We start from the raw sequence: 25,158 nt of genomic DNA on the forward strand, positions 1-25,158 counted from the left end.
GTTTTAGCGGACGCAGCCCTTACGGGCGGCCCACCACGGCATCGACCGAGGTGGTCGTGACGGGGTGATATAGCGGGCGCGTCTTGGCATAGATGCGCGTGGCAATCGGCTGGCCCCAGTCGCCCTGATCCCACAGGGTCTGGAACAGCGGCAGCACGAATTTGCGACGACCCATATGGCTGAGGAAGTCATCGGCTGTCTGCACCGCAGGCTGGTAACGGTGGGCCAGAGCCACCTGCAACCATGCGAACTTCACCTCGGCATTACCCTCGGCATTGAGGTTCAGGGCCGCTTGCAGATCGGCCAGTTGCGCCTCGCTCAGCCACGTCTTGGCCCCGTCTTTCGGACGCCAGGACAGGAAGTGCTGGCGCTGTTGGGTGTTCCAGCTGGCCCACGGCACGGCGCTGGCCGGACCCTTGGTGACATAGAAGGCCTCAGCGGCCTGATCCACGGCCGTAAAGGCGTTCGACACCGGAGCCACAGCATTTGAGGGCAGACCCGGCTGATAGATCCACTGATCCATCATCAGGGCGCTTTCCATGGCCGCATCACCCTTCACAAGGTGGGTGCGGATGTCCTCCAAGAAGCGTTCGGTGGTCATCGGGCGCCACGCATTGCGCTCGAAATAGCCACGCATCCACGCATCGAATTTTTCGCGACCGGCGATGCGCTCGATGGTGCGCAGGAAGGCGGCACCCTTGTCATAGGCGATGGTGTTCATGCCGTCGTCGGGATCGCGGCCTTCAAGCTCCAGCTTTAGGCGGGTATCGGCCGGATCAAGGCTGGCCAGTTCTTCCTGAAGACCCGTCCATGCCAGAACCTGTTCCTGAACAGCGGCATCATGCCCGTAAACGGACTCCATGATGCGGTTCTCGAAGTATGACGTGAAACCCTCGTTCAGCCAGAAATCGTCCCACGTCGCGTTCGTCACCAAGTTGCCCGACCAGCTGTGCGCCAGTTCGTGCGCCACCAGCGACACCAGTGAGCGGTCACCGGCAATGATGGTGGGGGTGGCGAAGGTCAGCATGGGGTTTTCCATACCGCCGAACGGGAAGCTGGGCGGCAGGACCAGCAGGTCATAACGGCCCCACTGATACGGGCCATACAGCGCCTCGGCGGCACCCACCATTTCGGCGGTCGGCATCAGTTCTTTGTGCGAGGCTTCCAGCTGGCTCGGCTCGGCCCAAACGCCGGTGCGCTCGTCAAAGGCTTCAAAGGCAATGTCACCTACAGCCAGCGCGATCAGATAGGGCGGGATCGGCTTGTCGAGATTAAAGCGCCACGCCTTCATGCCATTTGCGGCATCCTCGCCCTGCGGCGTCAGGTCTTGTGCCGACATAACCGCGCGCAGATTGGCGGGGGCCACAATGCGTGCCGTATAGGTCTGGCGGATACCGGGGCTGTCCTGCGTCGGTATCCATGTGCGAGTCAGGATCGCCTGTCCTTGGCTGAACAGATAGGGCAGCTGGCCGCCTGCGGTCTGTTGCGGGGTCAGCCATTGCAGCGCCGCCGCATCGGGGCGGGTGGCATAGGTGATGACCACCTGCTGGGCCTCGCTGCCACGGAAGGCGGGCAGGGTGATGCTCAGCGGCTGGCCCTTGATGGCGTCCGATGCGCCCAGCGTAAAGGGCAGGGCGCGGCCCGCTGTGTCCGTGACGGAACGGATGTCGAGGTTCTTGGCGTCCAGCACAACCTGTGTGGCACCTGGGCGGCCCGTAACATCCAAAGTGACTTTGCCCGACAGGGTCTTGGCGGCAAAGTCGGCGCTCAGATCCAGATCGACATGGGTGACGCGCGCCTCGGCAGGGCGGGCATAGGAGTGGACGTCGTTGACATAGTCGCTGGCCATCGTGGCCTCCGGTGCCGCTGCCTGTGCAGGCGGCGTGCCGGGCGTGAAATCACCCGTCGACAGATTAGGCGTGGCACAGGCCCCAAGGCTGGTGGCCAGAGCGGTTGCAAGGGCAAGGGCGGATACCTTGCCTGCCAGATTGAAGGTCATCGGCAGCTCCGTAAATCAGATGCTGCCGAAGTGCCCCCGTTCTGGACTAAAGATCAAGCGTGGTGAACCGGCGCGGCGTGTCTGGCCTTGAACAACTTGCCCTTCTCGGCCCACAGCACCAGCAACAGAGCGACCACGGACAAGATGGCAAAACCGCTGGTCAGCGGCACGGTGGTACCGTTGAACAACTGGCCGATGGCAAAACCGGCCAGCGCACCGATAATGGTCGAGATAAAGCCCTGCGCCGAGGACGCCGTGCCCGCAATATGGCCCATCGGCTCCATAGCCATCGAACCGAAATTACCGGCGACCAGACCAAAGCAGAACATCTTGCATCCCTGCAGGATCGAGAAGGTCCAGATGGTGTCATGACCTGACAACGAGATCGCGGCATGGATGAAGCTGAAGACAATAAAGCCCATCAGTGCCGAGTGCGAAATCAGACGCGAGCCCAGACGCTCGACCAGATGCGAGTTAATCAGTGACGATACGGCAATCCCGCCTGCCACCAGCGCAAAGACGGTGGTGAAAAGGTGCGGGGCCTTGAACACGTCAAAGAAGATCTGTTGCGACGAGTTGATAAAGCCGAACAGGCCGCTGACGATGGCGGTCATGGCCAGCGTATAGCCCATGGCCTGACGGTTGGTCAGGGCCTGACGGAAGGCATCGAAAATGGGACCCGCCTCGATGGCACGGCGATCCTCGGGATGCAGGGTCTCGGGCAGACGGAGCGCAGCCCAGATCAGGAAGCTGGTGCCGAAAATGGCAAAGACCCAGAAAATCCACTGCCAAGGCCCGACCAGCAGCACCAGTTGACCCACCGTCGGGGCCAGAATGGGCACACCCAGAAACACCAAAAAGCTCAGCGACATGACCCGCGCCATGGTGCGCCCTTCATAACGGTCACGCACGATAGACACGGCCAGTACGCGGGTTGCCGCCACGCCGATCCCCATGCCGATCCGCGCCAGCAACAGGACGGTAAAGGTGTGCGAAAACGCGGCCAGTACCGAGAAGGCGACATAGATACCCACACCGGCCAGCAAGACCGGCTTGCGCCCGAAACGGTCCGACAATGGCCCATAGATCAGTTGCGCCCCGCCAAAGCCCAGCAGGTAGGCCGTGATAATCCACTGGCGGCTGTTTTCGTTGGCGATGCCAAGGTCTGCACCAATAGCGGGCAGGGCGGGCAGCATGGCGTCGATAGCCAGTGCGTTCAGCGCCATCATAATAGCGATCAGGCAGACGAACTCGGCAAAGCCGGGGCCATTGCGAACAGTGGTCGAGGTTTGGGTCATACCTATGCTGTGCCGCCTGCGTCCCTCTGACGCAAGCAATCAGGCCGAAGTGACGCGGAATTTGTTCTTACTGACACACTGTTAAATATTGAGAGCGGTGTTAGTATCGACCCATGGGGACGGGAAAACAGACACAAAGCCTGAAGGTAAAACGTTTGTGGACGGGGCTGGCAGCGGCCCTGTTGGTGGTCGTGGTGATGGGGGTTGTGGCGCTGAATCTTCGCCCCTCTCTCGACGATTGGCCTCGAGTGCCGATCCGTAAAGAACCGCTCGCCACTGGCTTGGGCATACGCTTTATCGGCACATCCGGTGTGGTGCTGTCGGATGACCGGACCACGCTGGTGATCGACGGTTTCGTCACACGTCCGCCGTTGTGGCAGGTCTTGTTCGGACGGGTGCAACCGGATGCGGAACAGGTTCGCAAGGTCAGGGCGCGAACCGGCGTATCGCGTCTGGATGCGGTGATGGTGGCCCACAGCCATTATGATCACGCAATGGATGCGCCCGAATGGGTAAAGCAGGCTGGCGGCGAAGTGTGGGGCACGCTTTCCACCCTCAATATCGCACGGGCCGAAGGCGTGCAGGCGACGCGCATTATTGGGCCTCATGATCAGATTGAGCGCGGCCTCTTTCATGTGCGTGTCTTTGGTCTGGACCATGCCCCGCCCGAGCGCATGCAAGGCATCATCCATGAGGGTTTTCACATCCCTGCCCGCGCGACCGACTATAAAACCGGCGGCGGTCTGGGTTTTTATGTCACCCACGGATCATGCCGTATTCTGGCGGTGCCCAGTGCGGGCAGGGCGCAGACCGATCTGTCGCAATATCCCGCCGATGTCATCCTCTTGTCGATAGGGCAGTTGGGACTTCAGGACCGCGACGCGATCGAAACCTACTGGCGCGATACGGTGGTCGCCAGCGGTGCCAAACTGGTCATCCCTGTGCATTGGGACGATTTCAGCCGCTCGCTGGATGCCCCGCTCAAACCCTTGCCCTATGCGTTCGAGCGGGTGGATGTGGCGATGCGCGAAATCATGGCGCTGGCGGGTGATGGTATCACTGTGGCCCTGCCCGTTCTGTACGAACCGCTGGACCTGTCCGCATCGGGGGCGTGTTAGTCCGCCTCGCTTTTCAGCAGCTCCAGCGCCTGTTCCAGCGTTTCCACCCAGCCGCTTTCATGGCGCAGCCCCGCCTGCAGGATCATCTGGCGGATAAGCACAGCCCGATCCGGATCGGGATGGGCCATGTCGCGTACAGCAAAGTTTTCATACTGGGCCAGTTTTTCGCGATGCTGGGTCAGGCGTTCCTCGATGGCGGCGATAAGGGCGGGGGTGTCAGAACGCTCAAGCCCCAGCACGGCATCGGCCCGCAGTTTCACCATCAGCGTATCGCGTAAGGGCGCACTGGCATCGGCCTCGCGCATCCAGTCGCGCAGCGCCGCCTCGCCCGCAGGCAGGACATGATAGTTGCGCTTGCGACCGCGTGCTTCCGCTTCGGCTTCGGACGCGATCAGGCCATCAGCCTCTAGCCGCCCCAGTTCGCGGTAAATCTGCTGGTGCGAGGCCTGCCAGAAATGGCCGATCGACTTGTCGAAACGTCGGGCCAGTTCCAACCCCGAAGAGTGCGGGCGTTCGATCAGGGCGGTCAGCAGGGCATGGGGCAGGGACATGGGATTTTCCCTAGGGGCAGCTTCTTAAAGACCGGAGAACAGCGCAGAACAAATGTTTTTGCAACCCGTTGCAAAACATCGGAAGCAATGTTCTAGATGCGGTGAAAGACCCCGTTGGAGTTATGGTCATGTCGCATTTCCCGCTGTTGAACCGTCCGCTGGACCTCGGCTTCACGACCTTGGCCAACCGCGTGTTGATGGGATCGATGCACGTCGGTCTGGAAGAAGCGCCGGACGGCTTTAACCGCATGGCGGCCTTCTATGCCGAGCGGGCTGCGGGTGGTGTCGGCCTGATCGTGACGGGTGGTATTGCTCCCAATGCCCGCGCGGCTCCGTGGCCGGGTGCCTCCAAAATGACAACGGAAGAAGAAGCGGGCCACCACAAGGTCGTTACCCGCGCAGTCCAAGAGAACGGCGGCAAGATCGCCATGCAGATCCTGCATTTTGGCCGCTATGCCTATTCGTCGGAACTGGTCGGCCCGTCCGCCATCAAGGCGCCGATCAACCCGTTCGTGCCGCACCCGCTCTCGGGCGATGAGGTTGAACAGACCATTGCCGACTTTGTGAACTCGGCGCGCCTTGCCCAATATGCGGGCTATGACGGCGTCGAGATCATGGGGTCCGAAGGCTATCTGATCAACGAGTTCATCGCCGCCCGCACCAACCAGCGCGACGATGAATGGGGCGGTTCGTATGAGAACCGCATCCGCTTCCCGCTGGAGATTGTGCGCCGCGTGCGCGAGGCCGTGGGGCCTAACTTCATCATCATCTACCGCCTGTCGATGCTCGATCTGGTCGAGGGCGGCTCGACGCTGGACGAGGTGATCCAGTTGGCCCGCGCCATCGAAGCGGCCGGTGCCACCATCATCAATACCGGCATCGGCTGGCACGAGGCCCGCATCCCGACCATCGCCACCAAGGTACCGCGCGCCGCCTTTGCATGGGTGACGCAGAACCTGATGGGCAAGGTCAACATCCCTCTGGTCGCCACCAACCGCATCAATACGCCCGAGGTTGCCGAACAGGTGCTGGCCGACGGTCAGGCCGACATGATCTCCATGGCCCGCCCGTTCCTCGCCGACAGCCAGTTCGTCAAAAAAGCCCGCGAGGGTCGATCGCAGGAGATCAATACCTGCATCGGCTGCAATCAGGCCTGCCTTGACCACACCTTCTCGTTGCAGATCACGTCCTGCCTTGTGAACCCGCGCGCCTGCCACGAAACCGAGATCGTGATTGCGCCCACCGATACGCCAAAATCACTGGCGGTTGTTGGCGCGGGCCCTGCGGGTCTGGCCTTTGCGACGACGGCGGCAGAGCGCGGCCACAAGGTCACTTTGTTCGATGCCGATGACAAAATCGGCGGCCAGTTCAACATCGCCAAACAGGTGCCGGGCAAGGAAGAATTCTTCGAGACCCTGCGCTATTTCAAAGGCCATGTAGAGCGCACCGGCGTTGATCTTCGCCTGAACACCCGCGCTACAGCAGACGATCTCAAGGGCTTTGACGAAGTGGTTCTGGCCACCGGCATCAATCCGCGCAAACCGGGCATTGAGGGCGAGGACCGTCCGAACGTCCTCACCTATCTGGACGTGCTCCGCGACAAGAAGCCGGTCGGGCAAAAGGTCGCCATCATCGGCGCAGGCGGCATCGGTTTCGATGTGGCCGAATACCTCGTCCACGAAGGTGTCAGCCCGTCTCAGGATATCGACCTGTTCTTCGAGGAATGGGGCGTGGATCAAGATTACGAAACCGCAGGCGGCCTGACCGAGCCGCACCCGCCCCCCCCCGCCCGGCAGGTGGGACAGCTAAACCGCAAGACCGCCCACGTCGGCGCAGGCCCTGGCCAGAACCCCCGCGGGATTCACCGCGCGGGCCTTGTCGCCAAGGGCGTCAACATGATCCCCGGCGTTACCTATGAGCGTATCGACGATGATGGCCTGCACATCACCCTGAACGGCGAGCCGCAGGTGATCGCTGCCGACACGGTGGTGATCTGTGCGGGGCAGGACCCCAACCGCGAACTGGAGCAGTCGCTCAAGGATGCGGGCATGACGGTTCATCTGATCGGCGGGGCCGATGTCGCTGCCGAACTGGATGCCAAGCGCGCCATCAATCAAGGCACACGACTGGCGGCTCAAATCTGACGCGAACAAAAGGGAAGGGAGGCCCGCACATGCTGACAACCGAAACCACGTTGAACCCCAAGGCTCTGGAAGGTCTCGCCCGCTGGCACGCGCTGGTCGAGCAAAAGAATATGGACGAACTGGATGCACTTTTGCATCCCGACGCCGTGTTCCGCTCGCCCATGGCGTTCAAGGGCTATCACTCGGCACCGGCGGTCAAGCTGGTGCTGGGCACGGTCATTCAGGTGTTTGAAAACTTCACCTATCACCGCAGTTTTGCAGGCGATGACCGCAACAGCATCATTCTGGAATTCAGTGCCGATGTGGATGGAAAATCCCTGAAAGGCATCGACATGATCCGCTTTGACGACGACGGAAAGATCGTCGATTTCGAGGTCATGATCCGTCCCCTCAACGGGCTTCAGGCGCTGGGGGCCCAGATGGGCGCACGCCTTGGCCACCTGCTTCCGGCCTATAAGGGCGCGGGCTAACCGCGTCTGAAATCACCGCCCATCAAGGCCGCTGGTTCCATCCGGCGGCCTTTTTTATTGCCCGCCCCGGCGGAACCTTGGCCCGTCACTAAAGTTAAGCTGCAAACCGAAAATTGAGATTTCAGTGTTATTCAATGTGTCCGAATCAATCGTAGCGGTGCGTCCGAGGGGAACCCATGAGCCGGAAGATACGGAATATTGCCGGAGTTTCGACTGCGGCTCTGATGCTGATATTGTCTTCCACACATGCGGTGTCTGCCGCACTGGGTGCCGCGTCCAGCGCACAGGCGCAACAGGCCGCCGGTGACACCGAACTGGCTGCCGCCGTCCGCGAAGCCCTGATGCGCGATCCCGATGTTCGCATGGCGCGCGCCGAGATCGAGGTGTCCGAGGTTGAGGGCAGTATCGCCCGCAACGGCTATCTGCCCGCCATCAATGCCTCGGCAGGACCGGAATCCTCGGGCGTCGGCTATGACGTGACCGTCTCGCAGACCCTTTATGACTGGGGGCAGGTCCGCTCCAATGTGGACCGCACCGATGCCCTGACCTCGCGTCAGCAGACCCAGATGCTGATCACCCGCGACGACGTGGCGCTGCAGGTCACCGAACAGTGGCTCGATATTGCCGGTGGTCGCGCCCAGTTGACCCTGATCCGTGACCATCTGGAGCGCCTTGGCCGTTTGCAGGGCATGGCACAAGAACGGGTGACGGGCCGCTTCTCCGATCAGGCCGAACTGGGCCGAGCCAATCTGGCCGTCTCGACGGCCAACGCCTTGCGGGCGCGCCTGAACGGCGAACTGGCCGAGGCCGAGGAAATGTTCACGGTTCTGGTCGGGCGCGAGGCGGGCAGTGTGCGCCTGCCGCATCCCACCACCTTCCTGATCCCGCTGCGCGCCCCTGCGGCACTGGAACAGTCGATTGTCGCCTCGCCGCTTTATCGCCGCTCGGTGCTGGAAGCCGAAGCCGCCGATGCCACCTTCCGCGAGTCACAGGCCGCCCGCTATCCGCGTCTGGTCCTCGAAGGTTCGGTCATGCGCCGCGAGATCGGCGGGCGTCTGGTGGACGACAGCGCCATCGGCCTTCGTCTGCGCATGAATACCCAGCAGGGGTTCAGTACCTTCCAGCGCCCGCGCCTCGAAGCGGCCCGCCGCGATGCCGCCCGTCTCGGGGCGGATGGCACGGCGCGGGACCTGAAACGCACCCTCGGTTCGCTGGTGGTCAATGACCGCGCTCTCGAAGAGCGGATCTCGGCCCTGTCCGATCAGGTGACCCAGTCGGATGGCGTGCGCACCGCCTATGCCGAACAGTTCATTGTCGGCCGCCGTGACATTCAGGACCTGATCGTCATGGAGAGCGAATATTTCGAGGCCGAGCGCCAGATACTGGAACTGACGGTAGAACGCCTGCGCAGCCAGTATCGCGCTGCAGCGCAACTGGGCCAACTGGCTGACAGCTTTGTGGCTGGCGGCGGGACGGTAGCAAACTAGCCATGACCCGCCCTCTCCCCCAAGAGGTTGATCCACTCCGCGAAGGTCTCAGCCTGCTGGCGGCCGAACTGGGCGTGACCGCATCGGCGGCCATGCTGGGCGATGGTCTGCCACTGGATGACGGGCGACTGCCGCTGGATCAGGTCCGCCGTGCCATGCGCCGCGCGGGTCTGTCGGCGCGGGTCGTGCCCATGCCGCTGGACGATGTGCCCGACGATCTGTTCCCGACCCTGATCCTGTTGCGCAATGGCCGCTGTCTGGTGTTTGCCGCCCGCGAGGATGATATGGCGGTGGTACTCAGCCCCTTCACCCATGGCGGGGCACAGCGCGTCACTATGGACAAGCTGCGGGCGGCCTATGCGGGCGACATGGTGTTTGCCCGTCCCGTCTATAATGGCGACACCCGCGCCGAGGGCTATGCCAAGCCCAAGAAACGCCACTGGCTGAAATCGACCGTGGTCGAGGCATGGCCCGCCTTTATCGAGGTCGGTGCAGCGGCGATCTTTGCCAACCTTCTGGCCGTAGCCTCGTCGCTGTTTGTCATGCAGGTCTATGACCGCGTGGTGCCGACGTCCAACTTTCCGACCCTGTGGGTGCTGACCACAGGCGTGGTGGTGGCCATTCTGGCCGAGCTTCTATTGCGCACCTTGCGTTCGCACCTTCTGGAGGCCACCGGAAAGACGCTGGATCTTAAACTATCGTCTCGCCTGTTTGAACAGGTGATGTCGGTGCGCCTGTCGGCCAAGCCCGGCTCGACGGGGGCCTTTGCCAGTCAGGTGAAAGAGTTCGAGACGGTGCGCGAATTCTTTACTGCCTCGACTGTCGCCGCCATCAGCGACGCGCCCTTCATCATCTTCTTTATCGCGATTATCGCCATTCTGGGCGGGCCGGTGGCCATTGCGCCTCTGGTCGGGGTTATCATCATGCTGGTTCCGGCCTTGCTGCTACAGGGCAAGATGGCCGAGCTGTCGCGGGCCAATCTGCGCGAAGGGGCGGTCAAACACGGCCTATTGCTGGAAACCGTCGATAATCTCGAAGGCCTGAAAGCCGCCCGTGGCGAAGGTCGCAATCTTCGCCTGTGGGAAGTGCTGTCCAACCAACTGGCTGATAGCGGTCTGAAAAACCGCAACCTGTCCTCGGCCATCTCGTCGCTCGGCTCTTCGGTCCAGCAACTGACCTATGTCGGGGCGGTGGTCATCGGTGTGCACCAGATCGCGGCGGGCAACATGACCATGGGCGCGCTGGTAGCCTGTTCGCTGCTGGTGTCGCGGGCCGTATCGCCCACGGCCCAGTTCACCGGCATCATGTCGCGCTGGCAGCATGTGAAGGTGGCGCTGGAGGGGCTGGACCAGTTGATGGAGGCCCCGACCGAACGCCCGCAAGACCGCCAGTTCACGCGCAAGCCCGACCTGACCGGTCACTATCAGCTACAGGGTGTCGAGGTGCGTCTGTCGCCCGATGCTCCCCCTGTGCTGACCCTGCCCAAGCTCGAGATCAAGTCCGGCGAGCGGGTGGCGCTGATTGGTGGCAATGGCGCGGGCAAGTCCACGCTCTTGCGCCTGCTGTCGGGCCTCGGCGATGCCAGCGCCGGTAGCGTGCTTCTGGACGATATCAGCCTGCTCCAGATCGAACCGGCAGACCGCCGCCATGCCATCGGCTTCCTGCCGCAAGATGCCGTCTTGTTCCATGGCACCCTGCGAGAGAACCTGACACTGGATGGAGGCCGCCACAGCGACGACGATCTGGTCGCGGCCCTCGATGCGGTGGGACTGGGTGGCTATGTGCGCGCCCATCCTCAAGGTCTGGACCTGCCACTGGTCGGGCGCGGCAGTGTCTCGGGCGGCCAGCGTCAGGCCATCGCCATCGCCCGCCTGATCCTGCAGGACCCGCGCATCGTGCTGATGGACGAACCGACCGCCGCCTATGACCAGAATAACGAGCGCCGTCTGATCGAATACCTGTCCGGCTGGCTGGAAGGCCGCACCGTGGTCATTGCCACCCACCGCCGCACAGTCTTTGCCCTGACCAACCGTGTCGTGGCCCTGTCGAATGGCAGGGTGGTGGGTGATGGTCCGGCGGGTGCCACATCGCCGGTGAAGGGCCTGTCCGGCTTGCGCAAGGTGGCCCATGTCTGACCGCAGAATAGAACGCCAGATCCGTCGCGCCCTTGCCGATACCCGTGAGGGCGAGGCTCACCCTCTGGCGCGCCCCATCCTTTGGGCCTGTGTCGGCGTGGTGGCCATCTTCATCCTGTGGGCCGCATGGGCCAAGGTGGACGAGGTCGCACGCGGCGAGGGCAAGGTGATCCCCAATAGCCGGGTTCAGGTGATCCAGAGTCTGGAGGGTGGCATCCTTGCCGAACTTTTGGTGCGCGAGGGACAGGTGGTCGATGCCGGTCAGCCTCTGGCCCAACTGGACGATACCCGCTTCACCACTGCCACGCAGGAAACCGCCTCACAGGTCAAGGCCCTGACGGCGGCGATTGCCCGCCTTGAGGCCGAGGTCCTCGGCTCTACGGCCATCAGCTTCCCCGACAGCATCCCTGCAGGCGATGCGGTGACCGCCTCCGAACAGGCATTGTTCCGTGCGCGGCGCCAAAACCTGAATGCGACACTGGCCGCCCTGTCTTCCGAGACCGGCTATGCGCAGCGCCAGCTGAACATCGTCACCCCTCTGGCCGAGCGCGGCGTTGTGAGCGAGGTCGAGGGCTTGCGTCTGGGCAAGGATATTGCCGCCCTGACCGGACGCCAGACCGAGGTGCGCAACACCTATATGCAGGAAGCCTATGCCGAGCTGGCCAACAAGAAAGCCGAGCTGGCGGCCCAGTCTGAAATCCTCAACCAGCGCCGCGACCAGCTCCAGCGCACGCGCCTGACCGCCCCTGTGCGGGCGCGTGTGAACGAGATCATCGTCACCACACGCGGCGGTGTCGTCCAGCCGGGCGAGGCGATCATGCAACTGACCCCCGTGGACGACCAGTTGCTGGTCGAGGCCCGCGTCCAGCCACGCGACGTCGCCTTCATCCGCGAGGGTATGCCCGCCAGTGTGAAAATCAGCGCCTATGATTTCACCATCTATGGCGACCTGCCCGGCAAGGTCGAACAGATCAGCGAGGATACGCTCGAAGAAGACACCCCGCGCGGGAAGATGGCCTATTACAGCGTCCTGATCCGCACCGACCGCGCATGGCTGGAAAAGAACGGCCAGCGCCTGCCTATCCGCCCCGGCATGGTGGCGCAGGTCGACATCCAGTCGGGCGAGCGCAGCGTCCTCAGCTACCTTCTCAAACCCTTGTTGAAAGCCCGCCTGACCTAAGCCTCACGGCCCAGACAGTGAACCGGTATGTCCGATAAAGCCTTGCCATCTGCCCGAAAGGGGCTGCACACGACGGACCGTCTTGTGGCCGCGCCTGTGCGCCCTGATCTGTTGCAACAAAGGCAGGGCTTACGCGAACTGGCGACCGAGCTTAGCCGCCATATCCGGCCCGATGCCTATCCCGAGGCGGGCCAGCTCCAGACGGTGCTGCGCTTCATCCTGCCGTCGCCCCTGCCCATGGTCCTGATCTGGGGCGAGGAGGAGCGCCTCTATTTCAACGCCGCCTTTGCGGCGCTGCCGGGCATGGGACAGGTCTCTTTTGGCGCGGTCCTTGCCAAGTCGTCGCCCTTGCGTGAATGGTGGCGCAAGTCTGCCCTTGGCACACGCGATATTGCCCTGAGCGACAAGGCGGATGATGACGGCCCTTACAGCCACTGGTCGGTTCACCGCTGGACCTTGCCGGATGATGTCCACCCGATAGAGGTGCTGACCCTGTTACCCCAGACCCGTCGGGTTCTGGCCGAAGAAGCCTTGCGGGCCAGCGAGGAAACGCTGGCCACCCTGATGGACCAGACGCCGCGTCTGTTATGGCGCTGTACCCCCGAGGGCATTCCGGTCTGGATCAACAAGCGGGCGCGTGACTATCAGGGGCTGGCATCCGACGCGAACGGCGGTTGGTCTGACATACTGGATACGCACGATACGGCCCGCCTTGCAGGGGCCTTTGCCGACCATCAGCATGATCGTCGGGGTTTTGCCCTGCACATGCCGCTCAAAGGGGCCGCCGCAAAGGCGCTGGCCCACCGTCTCCGCTTCAGTCCGATTTTCGACGCAGAGGGCCAGATTAGCGCCTGGGCCGGATCGGGGCTGGAAATCGACGACTGGCACAGCGGTTGGGAAGCCATGCGCCCGCCCTTCGATCTGGTGCCGGGCCGCCACGATGTGATCTGGAGCATGGGGGTCGGCGAGCGTTCTATCCGTCCGCTGGACCCGCAAACGCGACAGGAATGGGGTTCGGTACTGGAGGGCCAGCCTGTCGCGTGGACCGAATGGTGCGCCGTCATCCTGCCCGAAGAGCGCGAGCTGGCGCTGGCCATTCCCGATAGGGTCCGCGCCGGAGAAATGGTGCAGGTGACGCTGGGGCTGGCGGTGCCTTCGGAACAGTATCAGGCCGTGGCGCTCTATGCGTTCCCGATAGACCCTGGTGCCAAGGATGGTGGCCGCATCGGCGGGATGTTCCGCCCTGTGCGCCATCGGGTCGAGCAAAGGGCCTACTGGGTACGGATTGGCGGTCCCGACCTGCACGGTTTCGAAGAACAGCGCGCGGCCCTGCTGCAAGATCAGGTCCGGCTGCTCCAGTTCGACGAGCCTGCCACCTTTGTGGCTGTCTCGCGTGATCTGCAACCGGGGGCCGTGATTTTTCAGGCGCCGGGCGAGCCGCAGCGCCTGTTCGATATTCTGGAAGAACTGAACCTGTCGGCGCGTGACGTGCCGTGGCTGGTCACAGGGATGCAGGCCTATCCGCTGGAAGCGATTGTGCGGCTGATGCGGATGGGGGCGGGCGATGTTCTGTCAGCCAGCACCGGTCCGCGCATTGTCACCGAGGCGATCCGTTCGGTCGTTTCAAGGGTGCGCCACAAGTCTCCGCCGGTCCCCGAGGCCGTAACCGACAATGCCGTGCAGGACAGGTTGTCGGAGTTGAGCGAGCGCGAGCGCCAGGTGCTGGACGGTCTGCTGGCGGGCGGCACCAACAAGTCGATTGCCCTGCAACTGAAGCTCAGCCCGCGCACGGTCGAAGCCCACCGGTCACGCCTGATGGACCGCCTCAGCGCCAAGTCGCTGGCGGACCTGCTGCGTGTGGCGGGCGAAGCGGGCCAAAAGCGCTAAAATCCGGCTTGGGCCGCTTGTGCGCCATTAAAACCACAGGTGCGAAGGGTGGCCCTGACGAGGATTTTGCAATCCAAAGCGCGCATGGCAGGGCTGTCGCGTGCGGCACAAAATGTCAAAATTGTGCTTTGAAATGATCGCCTTAGCCAGCCGTGTCCATGCCACCCCTAGCTGACATGCCTGCCGTGTTATGGAAATAATTACCTATATTTCCAAATGGTTACGGAGAAATACCTAGTAGTTCTACGCAGCAACGTATCGTCGTTCCATAAAGTTTATCGGTCTAGCAAGCCTGTAATAGGGCCGTTTTTAGACTCTCGATGGAGCGCTCGATGCAGACCCCCACTGCGAAAGCCATGACCGTAGAAGCCAAGCTGGCAACCGCAACCCAACCCGTAGCGCAGGCTGCGACAATCGAGGGCATTGGCCGTATCGATGTCGCCTCTGCCGAGAAAATTTATCTGCGCATGTATGCCGGAACGGTTTCCAGCATGGTGCGCGACGGCACAGATCTGATCGTGGTCGGGCCGGACGGTGAGGTCATTCGTCTGGCCGGTTTCTATGAAGGCCCCGAGCCGCGCCAGTTGCTGCTGATGGATAATGAAGGCGGTCTGGTGATGATGGAAACATCACGCGCCATCACCGACGGGCCGATGCCGGTCTATTCGATCGGCGTGCTGGAGCCCTCTCCGTTCGAAGGCCTGACCCATGACGGTGGCGGCGATGCCATGGCGGCTCTGGCCGGTGGTGGTGTCGGTGCCGCACTGGCGGTGATCGCCGGTCTGGGGATCGGCGGTGCGATCTATAATCTCGTCAATGATGACGACAAAGACCCGACCCTGCCGGAACTTCCCGACACCACAGCGCCCGCTGCCCCCGGCAATCTGGTGTTCAGCGCCGATGGCAGCAAGCTGGGCGGCACCGCCGAGGCCGGCTCAACCATTACGGTGCGTGATCCCTCGGGCAAGGTGATCGGCACGGGCACGACCGGTACTGACGGCCGCTTCGAGGTCAGCCTCAGCCCGCCACTGATCAATACTGAAAAGGTCACCGTCACCGCCACCGATGCGGCAGGCAATATCTCCGGTCCGTCGGAGGCCACGGCCCCCGACCTGACGCCTCCTGCGGCGGCGGCCAATCTGGACGTCAATGATGACGGCACGGTCCTGACCGGTACGGGCGAGCCGTCCACCACCGCCAAGGTCTATGCCCCCGACGGCACCCTTCTGGGCAGCGCCAAGGTCGGAACGGACGGCACGTTCAGCGTCACTCTGCAACCGGCTCAGGTGGATGGCGAGACCGTCAAGGTCACGCTGACGGATGCGTCGAATAATGTGTCGCCCGACGCCTCGACAGTGGCTCCCGATTTGACCCCGACCCGTTCGATTGACGCCCCCGATCTGGATATTCCCGAGGCGGTTGGCGGTATCGACGATACCGAAATTGCCGACGGTATCCAGACCGTCGTCACCTTTGGCAAAGGGGCCGAGGTTGGCGGCAAGGTCGTCGTCACCATCGATGGGGGTGCAACATTCGAGCATGTGCTGACGGCCGCCGATATCGCCGCCGGACAGGTGATCGTGGTTCTGCCTGATAATCTGGCCCATGGCAGCTACAGCGCCAGTGCGGTCGTGCTGTCTGCCTCCGGCGAAAGCTCGATGCCGTCTGCCGATTTTGCCTTTAATGTCGTTCCGGGCGGTATTGTCGGCCCTGACGGCGTGGTCGTCAGTATCTCGACCATTGCCGGCGACGACATTGTGAACATTGCCGAGTCGCAAGGCTCGGTCACCCTGACGGGCAGTGTCGCCAGAGTGGGCGGCTTCCAGCCCGGCGGTACGGTCGAGATCGAGGCCAACGGCACCACCTATCGTGGCCAGATCGCCGCTGACGGCACATGGTCTGTGGCCGTGCGCGGTTCGGACCTGACAGGCGGTACGCTTACGGTAAAGGCCGACATTACCGATAATGACGGCATTGCCCGCGAGGGAAGTGGCACACGCGACTATACGCTCGATCTGGTGCCACCCTCTACACAGGCTCCGACACTGGCCATTTCCGGTGCCGATGATGGCGTTGTGACGGGCGCGGAACTGGCCGCCGGTCTGGACGCCGAGGTCGGCCTGCCACAGGGCGCATCTGCCGGTGATACGGTGGTTCTGACCATCACTGTGGGCGGTATTCAGCAAGAGATCACCCGCACCCTGTCCGCTTCGGATATCAGCGCAGGCAAGATTACCATCGCACTGGGCAGTGATTTTGACGACGGCAACTATGTCGTGACGGCCCAGTTGCGTGATCCGGCGGGCAATCCTTCCCCTTCGGCCAGCACAGGTTTTGAAATCGACGGTGTGGCGCTGGATGTCGGCGCTTCGATTGCCGGGGTCAGCGAGGTGGACGCCTCCATCGCCGCTGTCGGCCAGATCGCGATCACCGACGCTACGGCCAATGCGACCGTCACCCTCAGCGGCCCGACGGCAGCCTTTACCTCGCGCGGCGAAGCCATCAGCTGGCAGACGGCAGGCAATGGCGACCTGATCGGTGTCGCCGGTGGCCGCACTGTCCTGACCGTGTCGATCGCGGCGGACGGCAGCTATCGTGTGCAACTGGTTGACGGCATCGACCATCCGGCCGGATCGGATAATATCGTCCTGCCTATTACGGTGACGGTGACCGATGGCGGCGATACGGCCATCGGTGCGATCAATGTCAATGTCGCGGATGGCATGCCGAGTGTGGCGGCCCCGATGACGCTGTCCCCGACCCAGCCGGGTCTGCTGAGCGGCACCCTGGTCACCGATATGGGACTGGATGGCGGCTATATGGAAACGGTCACGGTGGACGGCCTGACCTTCACCTATTCGCCGATGAGCGGATCGGTGGTCGTTTCGGGCACCTCCAGCACGGTCCTGTCGCATAGCTTCGAGGGCCAGACCCTGACCGTCACCACCATCCGTGGCGAGACGGTCGAGATCGATATGAGCACCGGAGCCTATAATGTGACGGTCACGGGCCGCGAGGCTCAACCGGCGGGCGACAATGATCCGTTTGCCAGCATGGGCCAGCCCGGCGGCCTTCTGGGTCTTGTCGATGCCAATGTGCTGGATGTGATCAAGCTGGAGAAAAACCAGCTCTTCACAGCCTCCGATCTCGACAATGATCTCAAAACGATCGAGCTGAGCTATAGTGCTTTGGTCGGGCTTGGTGGCGGCCGGTTTGTCTATGACACCAAGCTGGCGACCGAGCTGGGCATCAATGTCGTCGAGGTCAGCTACTCGCTATTGCTGCCAGCAAACCACACCATCCGCATCGAGGCCAGCAATGGCGGTACGCTGGACAATTGGAAACTCAACGAGTTCCTCGGCACCCTGACCATGGGTGGCGGTCTGCTGGCGGTCGATCTCGCTTCCAGCTTCGGCATCAAGGCCACGGACGCACAGGGCAATCTGGTCCAGGTCAGTGACTTCACACTGGCCGATGTTGCGATCGGTGGCGGGGGGATCGGCACCAGCCTGCCCGCCCAGTTCGTCAGCGGTAGCGACGGCGGCGAGACACTTACGGGCACGGCCGGCCTGGACAGCCGTATCTACGGCTATGGCGGCGACGACACTCTGGTCGGCGGCGCGGGTAAAGACATCCTGCGCGGCGGCTCGGGCAATGACATCCTGCTCGGCGGCGACGGCAACGACATCCTGATCGGCGGGACCGGTGGCGACACCATGACCGGCGGTGCAGGCGTCGATATCTTCCGCTTCGAGGGCGGCGACCAGATCAATGCCGGTAGCGTGCCGCTGGATACGATCCTCGACTTCAACAATGCCGGTCTGACCCAGCAGGGCGACGTCCTTGACCTGTCCGATCTGCTGCAAGGCGAAGGCCGCGTGGGCAAGAGTGCCGGTAATCTTGGCAATTATCTGCACTTCGAAAACACGGCCGACGGTACGGTGATCCACATCTCCACCACAGGCGGATTTGCCGGAGGCTTTAGTGCCGCCAATGCCGGTGCCACCGATCAGCGCATCCTGCTCAAGGGTGTGGATCTGACTGCGGGATTTGATAGCGACATCGCCATCATCAACGACCTTCTGGCCAGCAACAAACTGCTGGTGGATGCCAAGGTCTCGGCCGATCCCGCCACCCATGGCGATCTGCAAATCGGCGGCACAGCCGTTGATGGTGACGGCGATCGTGGCAGTTCCTCGGTTACGGTGGATGACGACACGATCGGTTCTTCTGCCAGCAATAATGCGCCCACGGTGGGGGCTGCTGCCGAGAATACACTGGGCATTCTGGGCGGTAACCTGCTCGGCTATAATCTGGCCACTCAGGACCTGCTGGTCGCCGATGCCGACAATAATCTGGCGCGCGTTACGCTGGAATATGCCCCTGTGCTGGCGGTTAATCTCAGCCCGCTCAGCTTTGCCTATGACCAGACGCTGGCCACGGCCCTCGGCTACGAGGTGCGCGTCACCCATTCCGAAGGCGTGCTGGGCCTGATTGCTCCAAGGGCGAAGATCGAGATCGTCTCGACCTCGGGTGATCCTCTGGACAATGCCGAGATCAATGCCTTCCTCCAGACGGTCCATGTGGTCGATCTGCAGGGCGGCCTGCTCTCCAGCTCGCTGCTCAGCGTCGGCCTGTTGAACGCCATGAACCTGACAGCGCAAGATGTCTGGGGTGAAAGCAGCAGCGTCACGATCGGCTCCTTCCTTGATGCCAACCTGCTGAACAGCATTGGTGGCCCGCAAGGCGGAGCAGGCCTACTCAGCCTGTTCGGGGCTGTGGAATGGCTGGGTGACAATGCCGGAGTTGGCGCGATCGACGACTTCTCCAGCGCCATTCGCGGCTATTTGTCAGACGGTCTGGATGCCGGCGATGTGGCCGACTTCACCGCCCGCCTGCAAGCCTTCTGGGGCGAGAGCCTGGATGCCACACCGCTGGCTGGTTTGGCCGACCTGATCCGCAACAGCCTTGATGGTGCGGCCGTCAGCGACTTTGCGGACAGCCTGCAAGCCTATCTGGCGGGTGGCTTCACCGACGGTCACATCGCGGACTTTATCGCACGGGTTCAGGCCCATGTGGACACCGCCCTTGCGGGGACACCGCTGGATGACTGGTCACAGTCCGCCCGCGACTACCTGTCGGCCAGTGCCATTGGCCAGTTCGTCTCGGATGTTCAGGCTGAACTGACCGCCCGCTTTGCCGACAAGTCCGGCATGCTGGCCGATTTCGCCGCCGAGGTTCAGGGCCGCTTGTCGGCGCTGTTTGACGGCTCCTATCTCAGCGATCTGGTCGTGCATCTGCGTGACCATCTGGATGCCAACACCGTTTCGGACTTTGCCGATGCGCTCAGCACCAGACTGTCCAACGGCTTTACTGCCGCCGATATTGCCGACTTCATCTCTGATGCCCGCGCCCATATCGATGCCAGTCTGGCAGGCAGCCCTCTGGCCAACCTGCCCGATCATGTCCGCCAGTATCTGGGGGGCAGTGCCATTACCGGCTTTGCCGCCCAGATTCAGGCCTATCTGCAAGACCATTACGGCAATACCCATCTGGGCCAGTTCGCCAACCATGTGAAAGCCCAGCTGGAAAACACGCTGGACGGTACGCGACTGGGTGAGCTGGTCGATCATATTCGCGGGCATTTTGATGCCTCGACCGTGGTCGATTTCGCCAACGACCTGCGGGGCATGCTGTCCAACGGTCTGGATGATGGCGATATCGCCAGCTTCATCGCACAGGCCCAAGGCCATATCGCCAATGCTCTGGACGGCAGCTATGTGGCCGATCTGTCGGGCCGTATCGGTAGCTATCTCAGCGCCGACGCTATCGCCAGCTTCGCCTCGGACGTGCAGAACTATCTGAACGCCCGTTATGGCGGCAGTCAGCTGGGTGACTTCGCCCAACGTGTTCAGGCCCATCTGGAAGCGGGCTTCGAAAACGCCAATCTTGGCGAAATCCTCGCCCGCACCCATGAATATCTGCAGGGCCATGTCTTCGGCCAGTTCGCTGCCGATGTTCAGGACTATCTGCAGGACGGGCTCTCGGCGGGCGATGTGGCCAGCTTCGTCACCGATGTCCAAGCCTATCTGGCGGACTGCTTCGCGGACACCCATCTGGGTTCGCTGGCGACCTATGCCCAGCAGTATCTGGGCAGCAGCGCCATTATCGACTTCGCCTCAAGTCTCCAGATCCATCTGGAAACGACCTCGGGTCTCAGCTTCGTCAGCAGCTTTGCCGATGCGGTGAAGGCCCAGCTGGAAAGCGGCTTTGAAAACACCAATCTGGGCAATCTGTCTGACCTGATCCGTGACCAGTTGGGCGGCGGTCTGGATGCCTCGCTGCTCAACGACTTCTTCGGTGTTGTTCAGGACGGTCTGGGCGGCCTGCTGGGCGGCCTCGGCTTCTCGGCCGACCGCTTGCCGATGGACGATCTGGTTGATAGCTGGCTGGATGCCGATGACGGCCAATGGCTGTTCGATGCGGTGGACGATGCCCTTGATGCGACGGGTACGGCCTTCTCGCCGGGCTTTGGTCATCATCAGGTGGACCTGCCGGTCTTCACCCCGATCCTTGAACCGTTGGAGGACCTTGTCGTCCACGCAATCTAGGGTTTGAACTCTTGAGGAAAAGGCGGTGCAAGTGTCCAGCACCGCCTTTTTTCTTGTTTAGGCTCAGGCGTTCCTGCGGTTCCACGGCGCATAGGCCAGAAGACGGGCCATGCCGCAAAAACCTGTGCTGCCCGCCACAAACAGTCCGGCCCCGACAAAGGCGCTTAAGCCATAAAAGGCCGGATGCACCCATGTCCCCAAGGCGACGCCCAGCAGGATCAGTCCGCCTGCAATCATCTGCACCTGACGCATCATGTCGACGGGTTTGGTCCTGTCGATGCGGGTGGCAAATCCGGCCTTCTTCCAGCCGTCCACGCCGCCCTCCAGCACATAGGCGGGCACGCTGCCTTCCTTATTGGCGCAAGCGGCCAGACGTTGGGCATTCGCTGCCGTGCGGTTGCCCGAGCGGCAGGTGAACACAACGGTCTTGCCGGAAGCCTCCAGCACAGAGGGCAGGGCGGACAAGGGCTGGCTGCGGGCGCTGGCAATATGTTCTCGGGCATATTCATCGGCCTCGCGGATATCGACCAGTTCAACCGTGCCCTTGGCCATCAGGTCCGACAAACGTGCGGAAGACATAGGGGTAAGGTGGCTCATGATTATTCCTCGGGAGGGCAATAGATCTCGGCCAGTGTGGCGATGATCCTGCCTACAGCCGGATTTGCGATACGATAGAAAACAGCAGTGCCTTCACGGCGGGTCGTGACCAGTTCGTCCTCGCGCAGACGCGCCAGATGCTGCGACAGTGCCGATTGCGACAGGCCGATAGTCTGTTGCAGCTCCGAGACCTGAAGCTCGCCATCCCCGAGCTGGCACAGCACCAGAAGGCGGTGCGGATTGGCCAGACATTTCAGCATGGCCGCCGCTTCACCGGCGCGGGCCTCGAACGTGTCGAGCATGGAAGGCGGGAACGGTGTCATGCCCTCTTATATATTCCGTCATTCTAAATTAGCAATATCTAATATATTGGGCCAGCCAAACCCGCTGTCCAGACACCATGCAGGTATAAAGGGCCAATAGCGGCGAGCCGCCGCCAAACAGGATTCAGATTTTCAGGGAAAACAGATGGTGCCGGTGGTCGGACTCGAACCGACACTCCTCTCGGAACCGGATTTTGAATCCGGCGCGTCTACCAATTCCACCACACCGGCACGGTCTGGAGGAGGCGCAATCTAGCGATGGCTTCGCTGTGGTCAACGCTAAATAAACAAAGATGAAAAGAAAAACGCCGCCCGTTACAGGCGGCGTTTTGAATGGCGCTGATTTCGGGCTTAAACCTGAGTGACGGTCTGCTCGATAGCCCCGAAAATCGAGTGGTTGTTTTCGTCCAGCATCTCGATGCGGACCACATCGCCATATTTCAGGAAGCCGGTTTCGACGGCCCCCTTCTGGATGGTTTCCACCATGCGCACCTCGGCGATGCAGCTATAGCCAAGGCCGCCTTCGCTGACCGGTTTGCCGGGGCCGCCGCCAGCATCCTTGTTGGAGACGGTGCCCGAGCCGATAACGGTACCGGCGCACAGGGCGCGGGTCTTGGCCAGATGCGCGATCAGGGTGCCAAAGTCGAACGTCATGTCCACACCGGCATCGGCCTTGCCGAACGGCTTTTCATTGATGTTGACCAGCAATGCGCCGTGCAGCTTGCCATCCTTGAAGCGGTCACCCAGCGAGTCGGGCGTCACAAACACGGGCGACAGGGCGCTGGCAGGTTTGGACTGCACAAAGCCGAACCCCTTGGCCAGTTCGCCGGGGATCAGATTGCGCAAGCTTACGTCATTGACCAGACCGACCAGACGGATCGCGGCCAGAGCTTCCTCGCGGCTGGCACCCAGCGGCACATCGCCGGTGACGACCACGATCTCGGCTTCGAGGTCACAGCCCCAGGCTTCGTCCTTCAGCGGCACGATATCGCGCGGAGCCAGGAACCCGTCCGAGCCACCCTGATACATCAGAGGATCGGTCCAGAAGGTTGCCGGCATTTCGGCATTGCGCGCTTTGCGGACCAGCTCGACGTGGTTCACATAGGCCGATCCGTCGGCCCACTGATAGGCGCGCGGCAGGGGCGCTGCGGCATCGCGCTCGTGGAAACGTCCACGCGGCACGGCTTCGATCTCCAGGCTCTGGGCTAGGGCCCGCAATTGCGGCTCGCAACGCGCCCAGTCGTCCAGTGCGGCCTGAAGCGTGGGGGCAATCAGAAAGGCGTCCGTGAACCAGTTAAGGTCATTGGAGACGACGACGAGGCGGCCATCGCGGCCATGCTTGAGCGAAGCGAGTTTCATAACTCGAAGCTAGTCGAGAGCGGGACAAGTTGAAAGTGGTCCACCATGCGCCTCACGCAAGATGTGATATTGCGGTCAAGCTTCGCGTTTTGGCCCGATCACCGCGCGGGCTTCGGCTCCGGTTTGCAGGGCGGGGTCGCGCACCTCGACCTCGACAACGATCCCGCCACCCGGCTGGCCGTTTTCCCACAGATAGCGACGCTCGATCTCGACCTCGCGGCCCGACGGCGCCATGGCCTCATAGGTGTCGCCCCACGGGGTGATCTTTTTCATCTCGGCAAAATGCAGGCTGCACGCTGCATCCAGCTCTTCCAGAGCCATTTCCGACAGTTCGTTTTCAGTAGTCATGCGGCCCATATAGGGTGTGACGCCCCCTTGTGGAAACGCTGCTTCAGATCCAGCGGCGTACGGTGCGGCGATACTCGTCATAGGCGGCCCCGAAGACAGCCCCCAGATGGGCCTCCTCGCGCGTAATGACAAAGCGGTCGATCACGATCACGCACGGCACAATAAGCGCAACGGCCAGCGGCGAATCCATCGCCACGGCAAAGCCCAGATAGGTCAGGGCGAACCCCAGATAGATCGGGTTGCGCGTATAGGCGAACAGGCCGGTGGTCAAAAGGTTGGATGCCCCCTTCCACGGCTCGACGGCGGTCTGGTGACGGCGCATCTGCCCTGCGGCCAGACCGTCAAACCCCAGACCGACCACGATCAGGATAATGGCCAGCCCGCGTCGTAGCGCCTCGCTCAGCCCCAGTGTCAGATCGGTCGTGACCTGTTCGGCACCCCATCCGGCCAGCAGGAACAGCAGGAAGATCAGGGGCGGTGGAAATTTCACACCGGGCGAGGCGCGCAGATCAGCCATGTGTGTCCCTTACTTTTCTTCGTCGGCATAGATGGCCACACGGGCCGCCGCATTGCTGGACACCGTGGCGCGGTACATGCCCGACGTGTTCATGGCAAAGGCGACGGTGCCATCGGGGGCGACCGCAATCACCCCGCCATCACCGCCCAGACGCCCGACCTCGGCAATCTCGGCATCGGCCGCTGCTTGCAGCGACTGGCCGCTGGCCGTGCCGTGGCAGATATCGCGGGCCACCGTGGCGCGGATGAAATACTCGCCTGCTCCGGTCGCCGACACAGCGCAGCCATCGGCATTGGACGCATAGGTGCCAGCGCCGATCACCGGCACATCACCGACACGGCCCCAGCGCTTGGCCGTCATGCCGCCCGTAGAGGTGGCCGCTGCAATACGCCCGCTCTGGTCCAGAGCCACAGCCCCCACCGTGCCGAACTTGCGCTCGTCCAGCGGCGCTTCGTGCAGGTTAAACGCCAGCGGTGCCGCCGGACCCAGTCGCGCCGGTGCCGCCGGAGCGCCTTCGGGACGGGCAGGGACCGGCTCGCCGCGATCCCGCAGAGCTTTTTCCAGCGCCTGCCAGCGGCTTTCGGTGAAATAATAGGACGGCGTGACCTGCTCCAGCCCCACCGAGGCGGCAAAGGTTTCGGCCCCCTCGCCAATCAGCATGACGTGCGGCGACTGTTCCAGCACTGCGCGGGCCGCCCGCACCGGATTGCGCGTACGCGTCAGCCCCGCCACCGAGGCTGCATTCAGGTCTGTGCCGTCCATGATGGCGGCATCCAGCTCGTTCTTGCCTGCCGAGGTAAACACAGCCCCCTTGCCGGCATTGAACAGCGGATTGTCTTCCAAAACGCGCACCGTCGCCTCGACCGCATCCAGCGCCGAGCCGCCCGAGGCCAGCACAGCCTGTCCGGCGTCCAGCGCCTGTTGCAGTCCCTGACGGTAGAGCGCGTCACGTTCCGGCGACAGGCTGGCCCGCTCGATCACACCGGCTCCGCCATGCAGGGCCAGCGCCCATTGCCCCTGCGGCGACGCAGCGTCCTGAGCCTGTACTTGACCCGCAACCAGTGCCGCCAAGGCCGCAACAGCCACCGCGCGCGCAAATCCCAAAGCCGAATGTTTCATAACGCGTCCCTCCGC

The 25,158-nt window shown here is 62.6% G+C and carries 17 protein-coding genes and 1 tRNA gene; 8 read left to right on the forward strand and 10 right to left on the reverse strand.

What is annotated here, in order from left to right:
- Positions 1 to 19: 19 nt before the first annotated feature.
- Entirely contained in the window at positions 20 to 1,999 is a 1,980-nt protein-coding gene (locus RSB01_RS00320; protein ID WP_332620007.1) for a M1 family metallopeptidase, read from the reverse strand.
- A gap of 53 nt (positions 2,000 to 2,052) precedes the next feature.
- Complete coding sequence (locus tag RSB01_RS00325; RefSeq protein WP_332589992.1) at positions 2,053 to 3,297, reverse strand: multidrug effflux MFS transporter; 1,245 nt, start codon at positions 3,295 to 3,297, stop codon at positions 2,053 to 2,055.
- Between the two features lie 155 nt (positions 3,298 to 3,452).
- Between RSB01_RS00325 and RSB01_RS00330 the strand changes: the two genes are divergently transcribed.
- On the forward strand, positions 3,453 to 4,415 hold the full coding sequence (locus tag RSB01_RS00330) for an MBL fold metallo-hydrolase (RefSeq protein WP_332589991.1): 963 nt from the start codon (positions 3,453 to 3,455) through the stop codon (positions 4,413 to 4,415).
- Here RSB01_RS00330 and RSB01_RS00335 read toward each other — a convergent pair.
- Entirely contained in the window at positions 4,412 to 4,966 is a 555-nt protein-coding gene (locus RSB01_RS00335) for a PadR family transcriptional regulator (protein WP_332589990.1), read from the reverse strand. The two genes, RSB01_RS00330 and RSB01_RS00335, sit on opposite strands and share 4 nt — an antisense overlap.
- 128 nt (positions 4,967 to 5,094) lie before the next feature.
- Here RSB01_RS00335 and RSB01_RS00340 point away from each other — a divergent pair, with 128 nt between their 5' ends.
- The 7 genes from RSB01_RS00340 (at position 5,095) to RSB01_RS00370 (ending at position 20,880) form a co-directional block, all read left to right on the forward strand.
- Positions 5,095 to 7,110 (forward strand): NADPH-dependent 2,4-dienoyl-CoA reductase, encoded by a 2,016-nt coding sequence (locus RSB01_RS00340; RefSeq protein WP_332624962.1) that lies wholly within the window; start codon positions 5,095 to 5,097, stop codon positions 7,108 to 7,110.
- Positions 7,111 to 7,139: 29 nt separating this feature from the next.
- Entirely contained in the window at positions 7,140 to 7,580 is a 441-nt protein-coding gene (locus RSB01_RS00345) for a nuclear transport factor 2 family protein (protein ID WP_332589988.1), read from the forward strand.
- Between the two features lie 176 nt (positions 7,581 to 7,756).
- Complete coding sequence (locus RSB01_RS00350) at positions 7,757 to 9,067, forward strand: TolC family protein (protein WP_332589987.1); 1,311 nt, start codon at positions 7,757 to 7,759, stop codon at positions 9,065 to 9,067.
- A 2-nt stretch (positions 9,068 to 9,069) separates the two neighbouring features.
- Entirely contained in the window at positions 9,070 to 11,202 is a 2,133-nt protein-coding gene (locus RSB01_RS00355; RefSeq protein WP_332589986.1) for a type I secretion system permease/ATPase, read from the forward strand.
- Positions 11,195 to 12,382: an HlyD family efflux transporter periplasmic adaptor subunit gene (locus RSB01_RS00360; RefSeq protein WP_332589985.1), complete on the forward strand. Its 1,188-nt coding sequence runs from the start codon at positions 11,195 to 11,197 to the stop codon at positions 12,380 to 12,382. The genes RSB01_RS00355 and RSB01_RS00360 overlap by 8 nt, the downstream gene beginning before the upstream one ends.
- A 27-nt stretch (positions 12,383 to 12,409) precedes the next feature.
- Entirely contained in the window at positions 12,410 to 14,269 is a 1,860-nt protein-coding gene (locus tag RSB01_RS00365; protein WP_332589984.1) for a LuxR C-terminal-related transcriptional regulator, read from the forward strand.
- A 332-nt stretch (positions 14,270 to 14,601) separates the two neighbouring features.
- On the forward strand, positions 14,602 to 20,880 hold the full coding sequence (locus RSB01_RS00370; RefSeq protein ID WP_332619376.1) for an Ig-like domain-containing protein: 6,279 nt from the start codon (positions 14,602 to 14,604) through the stop codon (positions 20,878 to 20,880).
- 63 nt (positions 20,881 to 20,943) lie between these two features.
- Here RSB01_RS00370 and RSB01_RS00375 read toward each other — a convergent pair whose 3' ends face one another.
- The 7 genes from RSB01_RS00375 to RSB01_RS00405 form a co-directional block, all read right to left on the reverse strand.
- A complete protein-coding gene (locus RSB01_RS00375) occupies positions 20,944 to 21,477 on the reverse strand; it encodes a rhodanese family protein (RefSeq protein WP_332589981.1) in 534 nt (177 codons plus the stop codon).
- Positions 21,478 to 21,479: 2 nt separating this feature from the next.
- Entirely contained in the window at positions 21,480 to 21,800 is a 321-nt protein-coding gene (locus tag RSB01_RS00380; RefSeq protein WP_332589980.1) for a metalloregulator ArsR/SmtB family transcription factor, read from the reverse strand.
- A gap of 146 nt (positions 21,801 to 21,946) precedes the next feature.
- Positions 21,947 to 22,031, reverse strand: a tRNA-Leu gene (locus RSB01_RS00385).
- 120 nt (positions 22,032 to 22,151) lie between these two features.
- The gene (locus RSB01_RS00390; RefSeq protein ID WP_332589979.1) at positions 22,152 to 23,159 is read right to left on the reverse strand and encodes a fumarylacetoacetate hydrolase family protein; all 1,008 of its coding nucleotides are present in this window, start codon (positions 23,157 to 23,159) and stop codon (positions 22,152 to 22,154) included.
- Positions 23,160 to 23,234: 75 nt separating this feature from the next.
- Positions 23,235 to 23,507: a hypothetical protein gene (locus RSB01_RS00395; protein ID WP_332589978.1), complete on the reverse strand. Its 273-nt coding sequence runs from the start codon at positions 23,505 to 23,507 to the stop codon at positions 23,235 to 23,237.
- Positions 23,508 to 23,550: 43 nt separating this feature from the next.
- Positions 23,551 to 24,024, reverse strand: a complete 474-nt coding sequence (locus tag RSB01_RS00400; RefSeq protein WP_332589977.1) for an isoprenylcysteine carboxylmethyltransferase family protein — start codon at positions 24,022 to 24,024, stop codon at positions 23,551 to 23,553.
- 9 nt (positions 24,025 to 24,033) lie between these two features.
- Complete coding sequence (locus tag RSB01_RS00405; protein ID WP_332589976.1) at positions 24,034 to 25,143, reverse strand: isoaspartyl peptidase/L-asparaginase; 1,110 nt, start codon at positions 25,141 to 25,143, stop codon at positions 24,034 to 24,036.
- Positions 25,144 to 25,158: the final 15 nt, after the last annotated feature.

It is taken from the genome of Brevundimonas sp. (genome assembly GCF_036659295.1).
Taxonomy (GTDB): Bacteria; Pseudomonadota; Alphaproteobacteria; order Caulobacterales; family Caulobacteraceae; genus Brevundimonas.

Coding starts and splice junctions, on each gene's coding strand:
- RSB01_RS00320 (WP_332620007.1), bottom strand. CDS start 1,999: ATGACCTTCAATCTGGCAGGCAAGGTATCCGCCCTTGCCCTTGCAACC.
- RSB01_RS00325 (WP_332589992.1), bottom strand. CDS start 3,297: ATGACCCAAACCTCGACCACTGTTCGCAATGGCCCCGGCTTTGCCGAG.
- RSB01_RS00335 (WP_332589990.1), bottom strand. CDS start 4,966: ATGTCCCTGCCCCATGCCCTGCTGACCGCCCTGATCGAACGCCCGCAC.
- RSB01_RS00340 (WP_332624962.1), top strand. CDS start 5,095: ATGTCGCATTTCCCGCTGTTGAACCGTCCGCTGGACCTCGGCTTCACG.
- RSB01_RS00345 (WP_332589988.1), top strand. CDS start 7,140: ATGCTGACAACCGAAACCACGTTGAACCCCAAGGCTCTGGAAGGTCTC.
- RSB01_RS00350 (WP_332589987.1), top strand. CDS start 7,757: ATGAGCCGGAAGATACGGAATATTGCCGGAGTTTCGACTGCGGCTCTG.
- RSB01_RS00355 (WP_332589986.1), top strand. CDS start 9,070: ATGACCCGCCCTCTCCCCCAAGAGGTTGATCCACTCCGCGAAGGTCTC.
- RSB01_RS00360 (WP_332589985.1), top strand. CDS start 11,195: ATGTCTGACCGCAGAATAGAACGCCAGATCCGTCGCGCCCTTGCCGAT.
- RSB01_RS00365 (WP_332589984.1), top strand. CDS start 12,410: ATGTCCGATAAAGCCTTGCCATCTGCCCGAAAGGGGCTGCACACGACG.
- RSB01_RS00370 (WP_332619376.1), top strand. CDS start 14,602: ATGCAGACCCCCACTGCGAAAGCCATGACCGTAGAAGCCAAGCTGGCA.
- RSB01_RS00375 (WP_332589981.1), bottom strand. CDS start 21,477: ATGAGCCACCTTACCCCTATGTCTTCCGCACGTTTGTCGGACCTGATG.
- RSB01_RS00380 (WP_332589980.1), bottom strand. CDS start 21,800: ATGACACCGTTCCCGCCTTCCATGCTCGACACGTTCGAGGCCCGCGCC.
- RSB01_RS00390 (WP_332589979.1), bottom strand. CDS start 23,159: ATGAAACTCGCTTCGCTCAAGCATGGCCGCGATGGCCGCCTCGTCGTC.
- RSB01_RS00395 (WP_332589978.1), bottom strand. CDS start 23,507: ATGACTACTGAAAACGAACTGTCGGAAATGGCTCTGGAAGAGCTGGAT.
- RSB01_RS00400 (WP_332589977.1), bottom strand. CDS start 24,024: ATGGCTGATCTGCGCGCCTCGCCCGGTGTGAAATTTCCACCGCCCCTG.
- RSB01_RS00405 (WP_332589976.1), bottom strand. CDS start 25,143: ATGAAACATTCGGCTTTGGGATTTGCGCGCGCGGTGGCTGTTGCGGCC.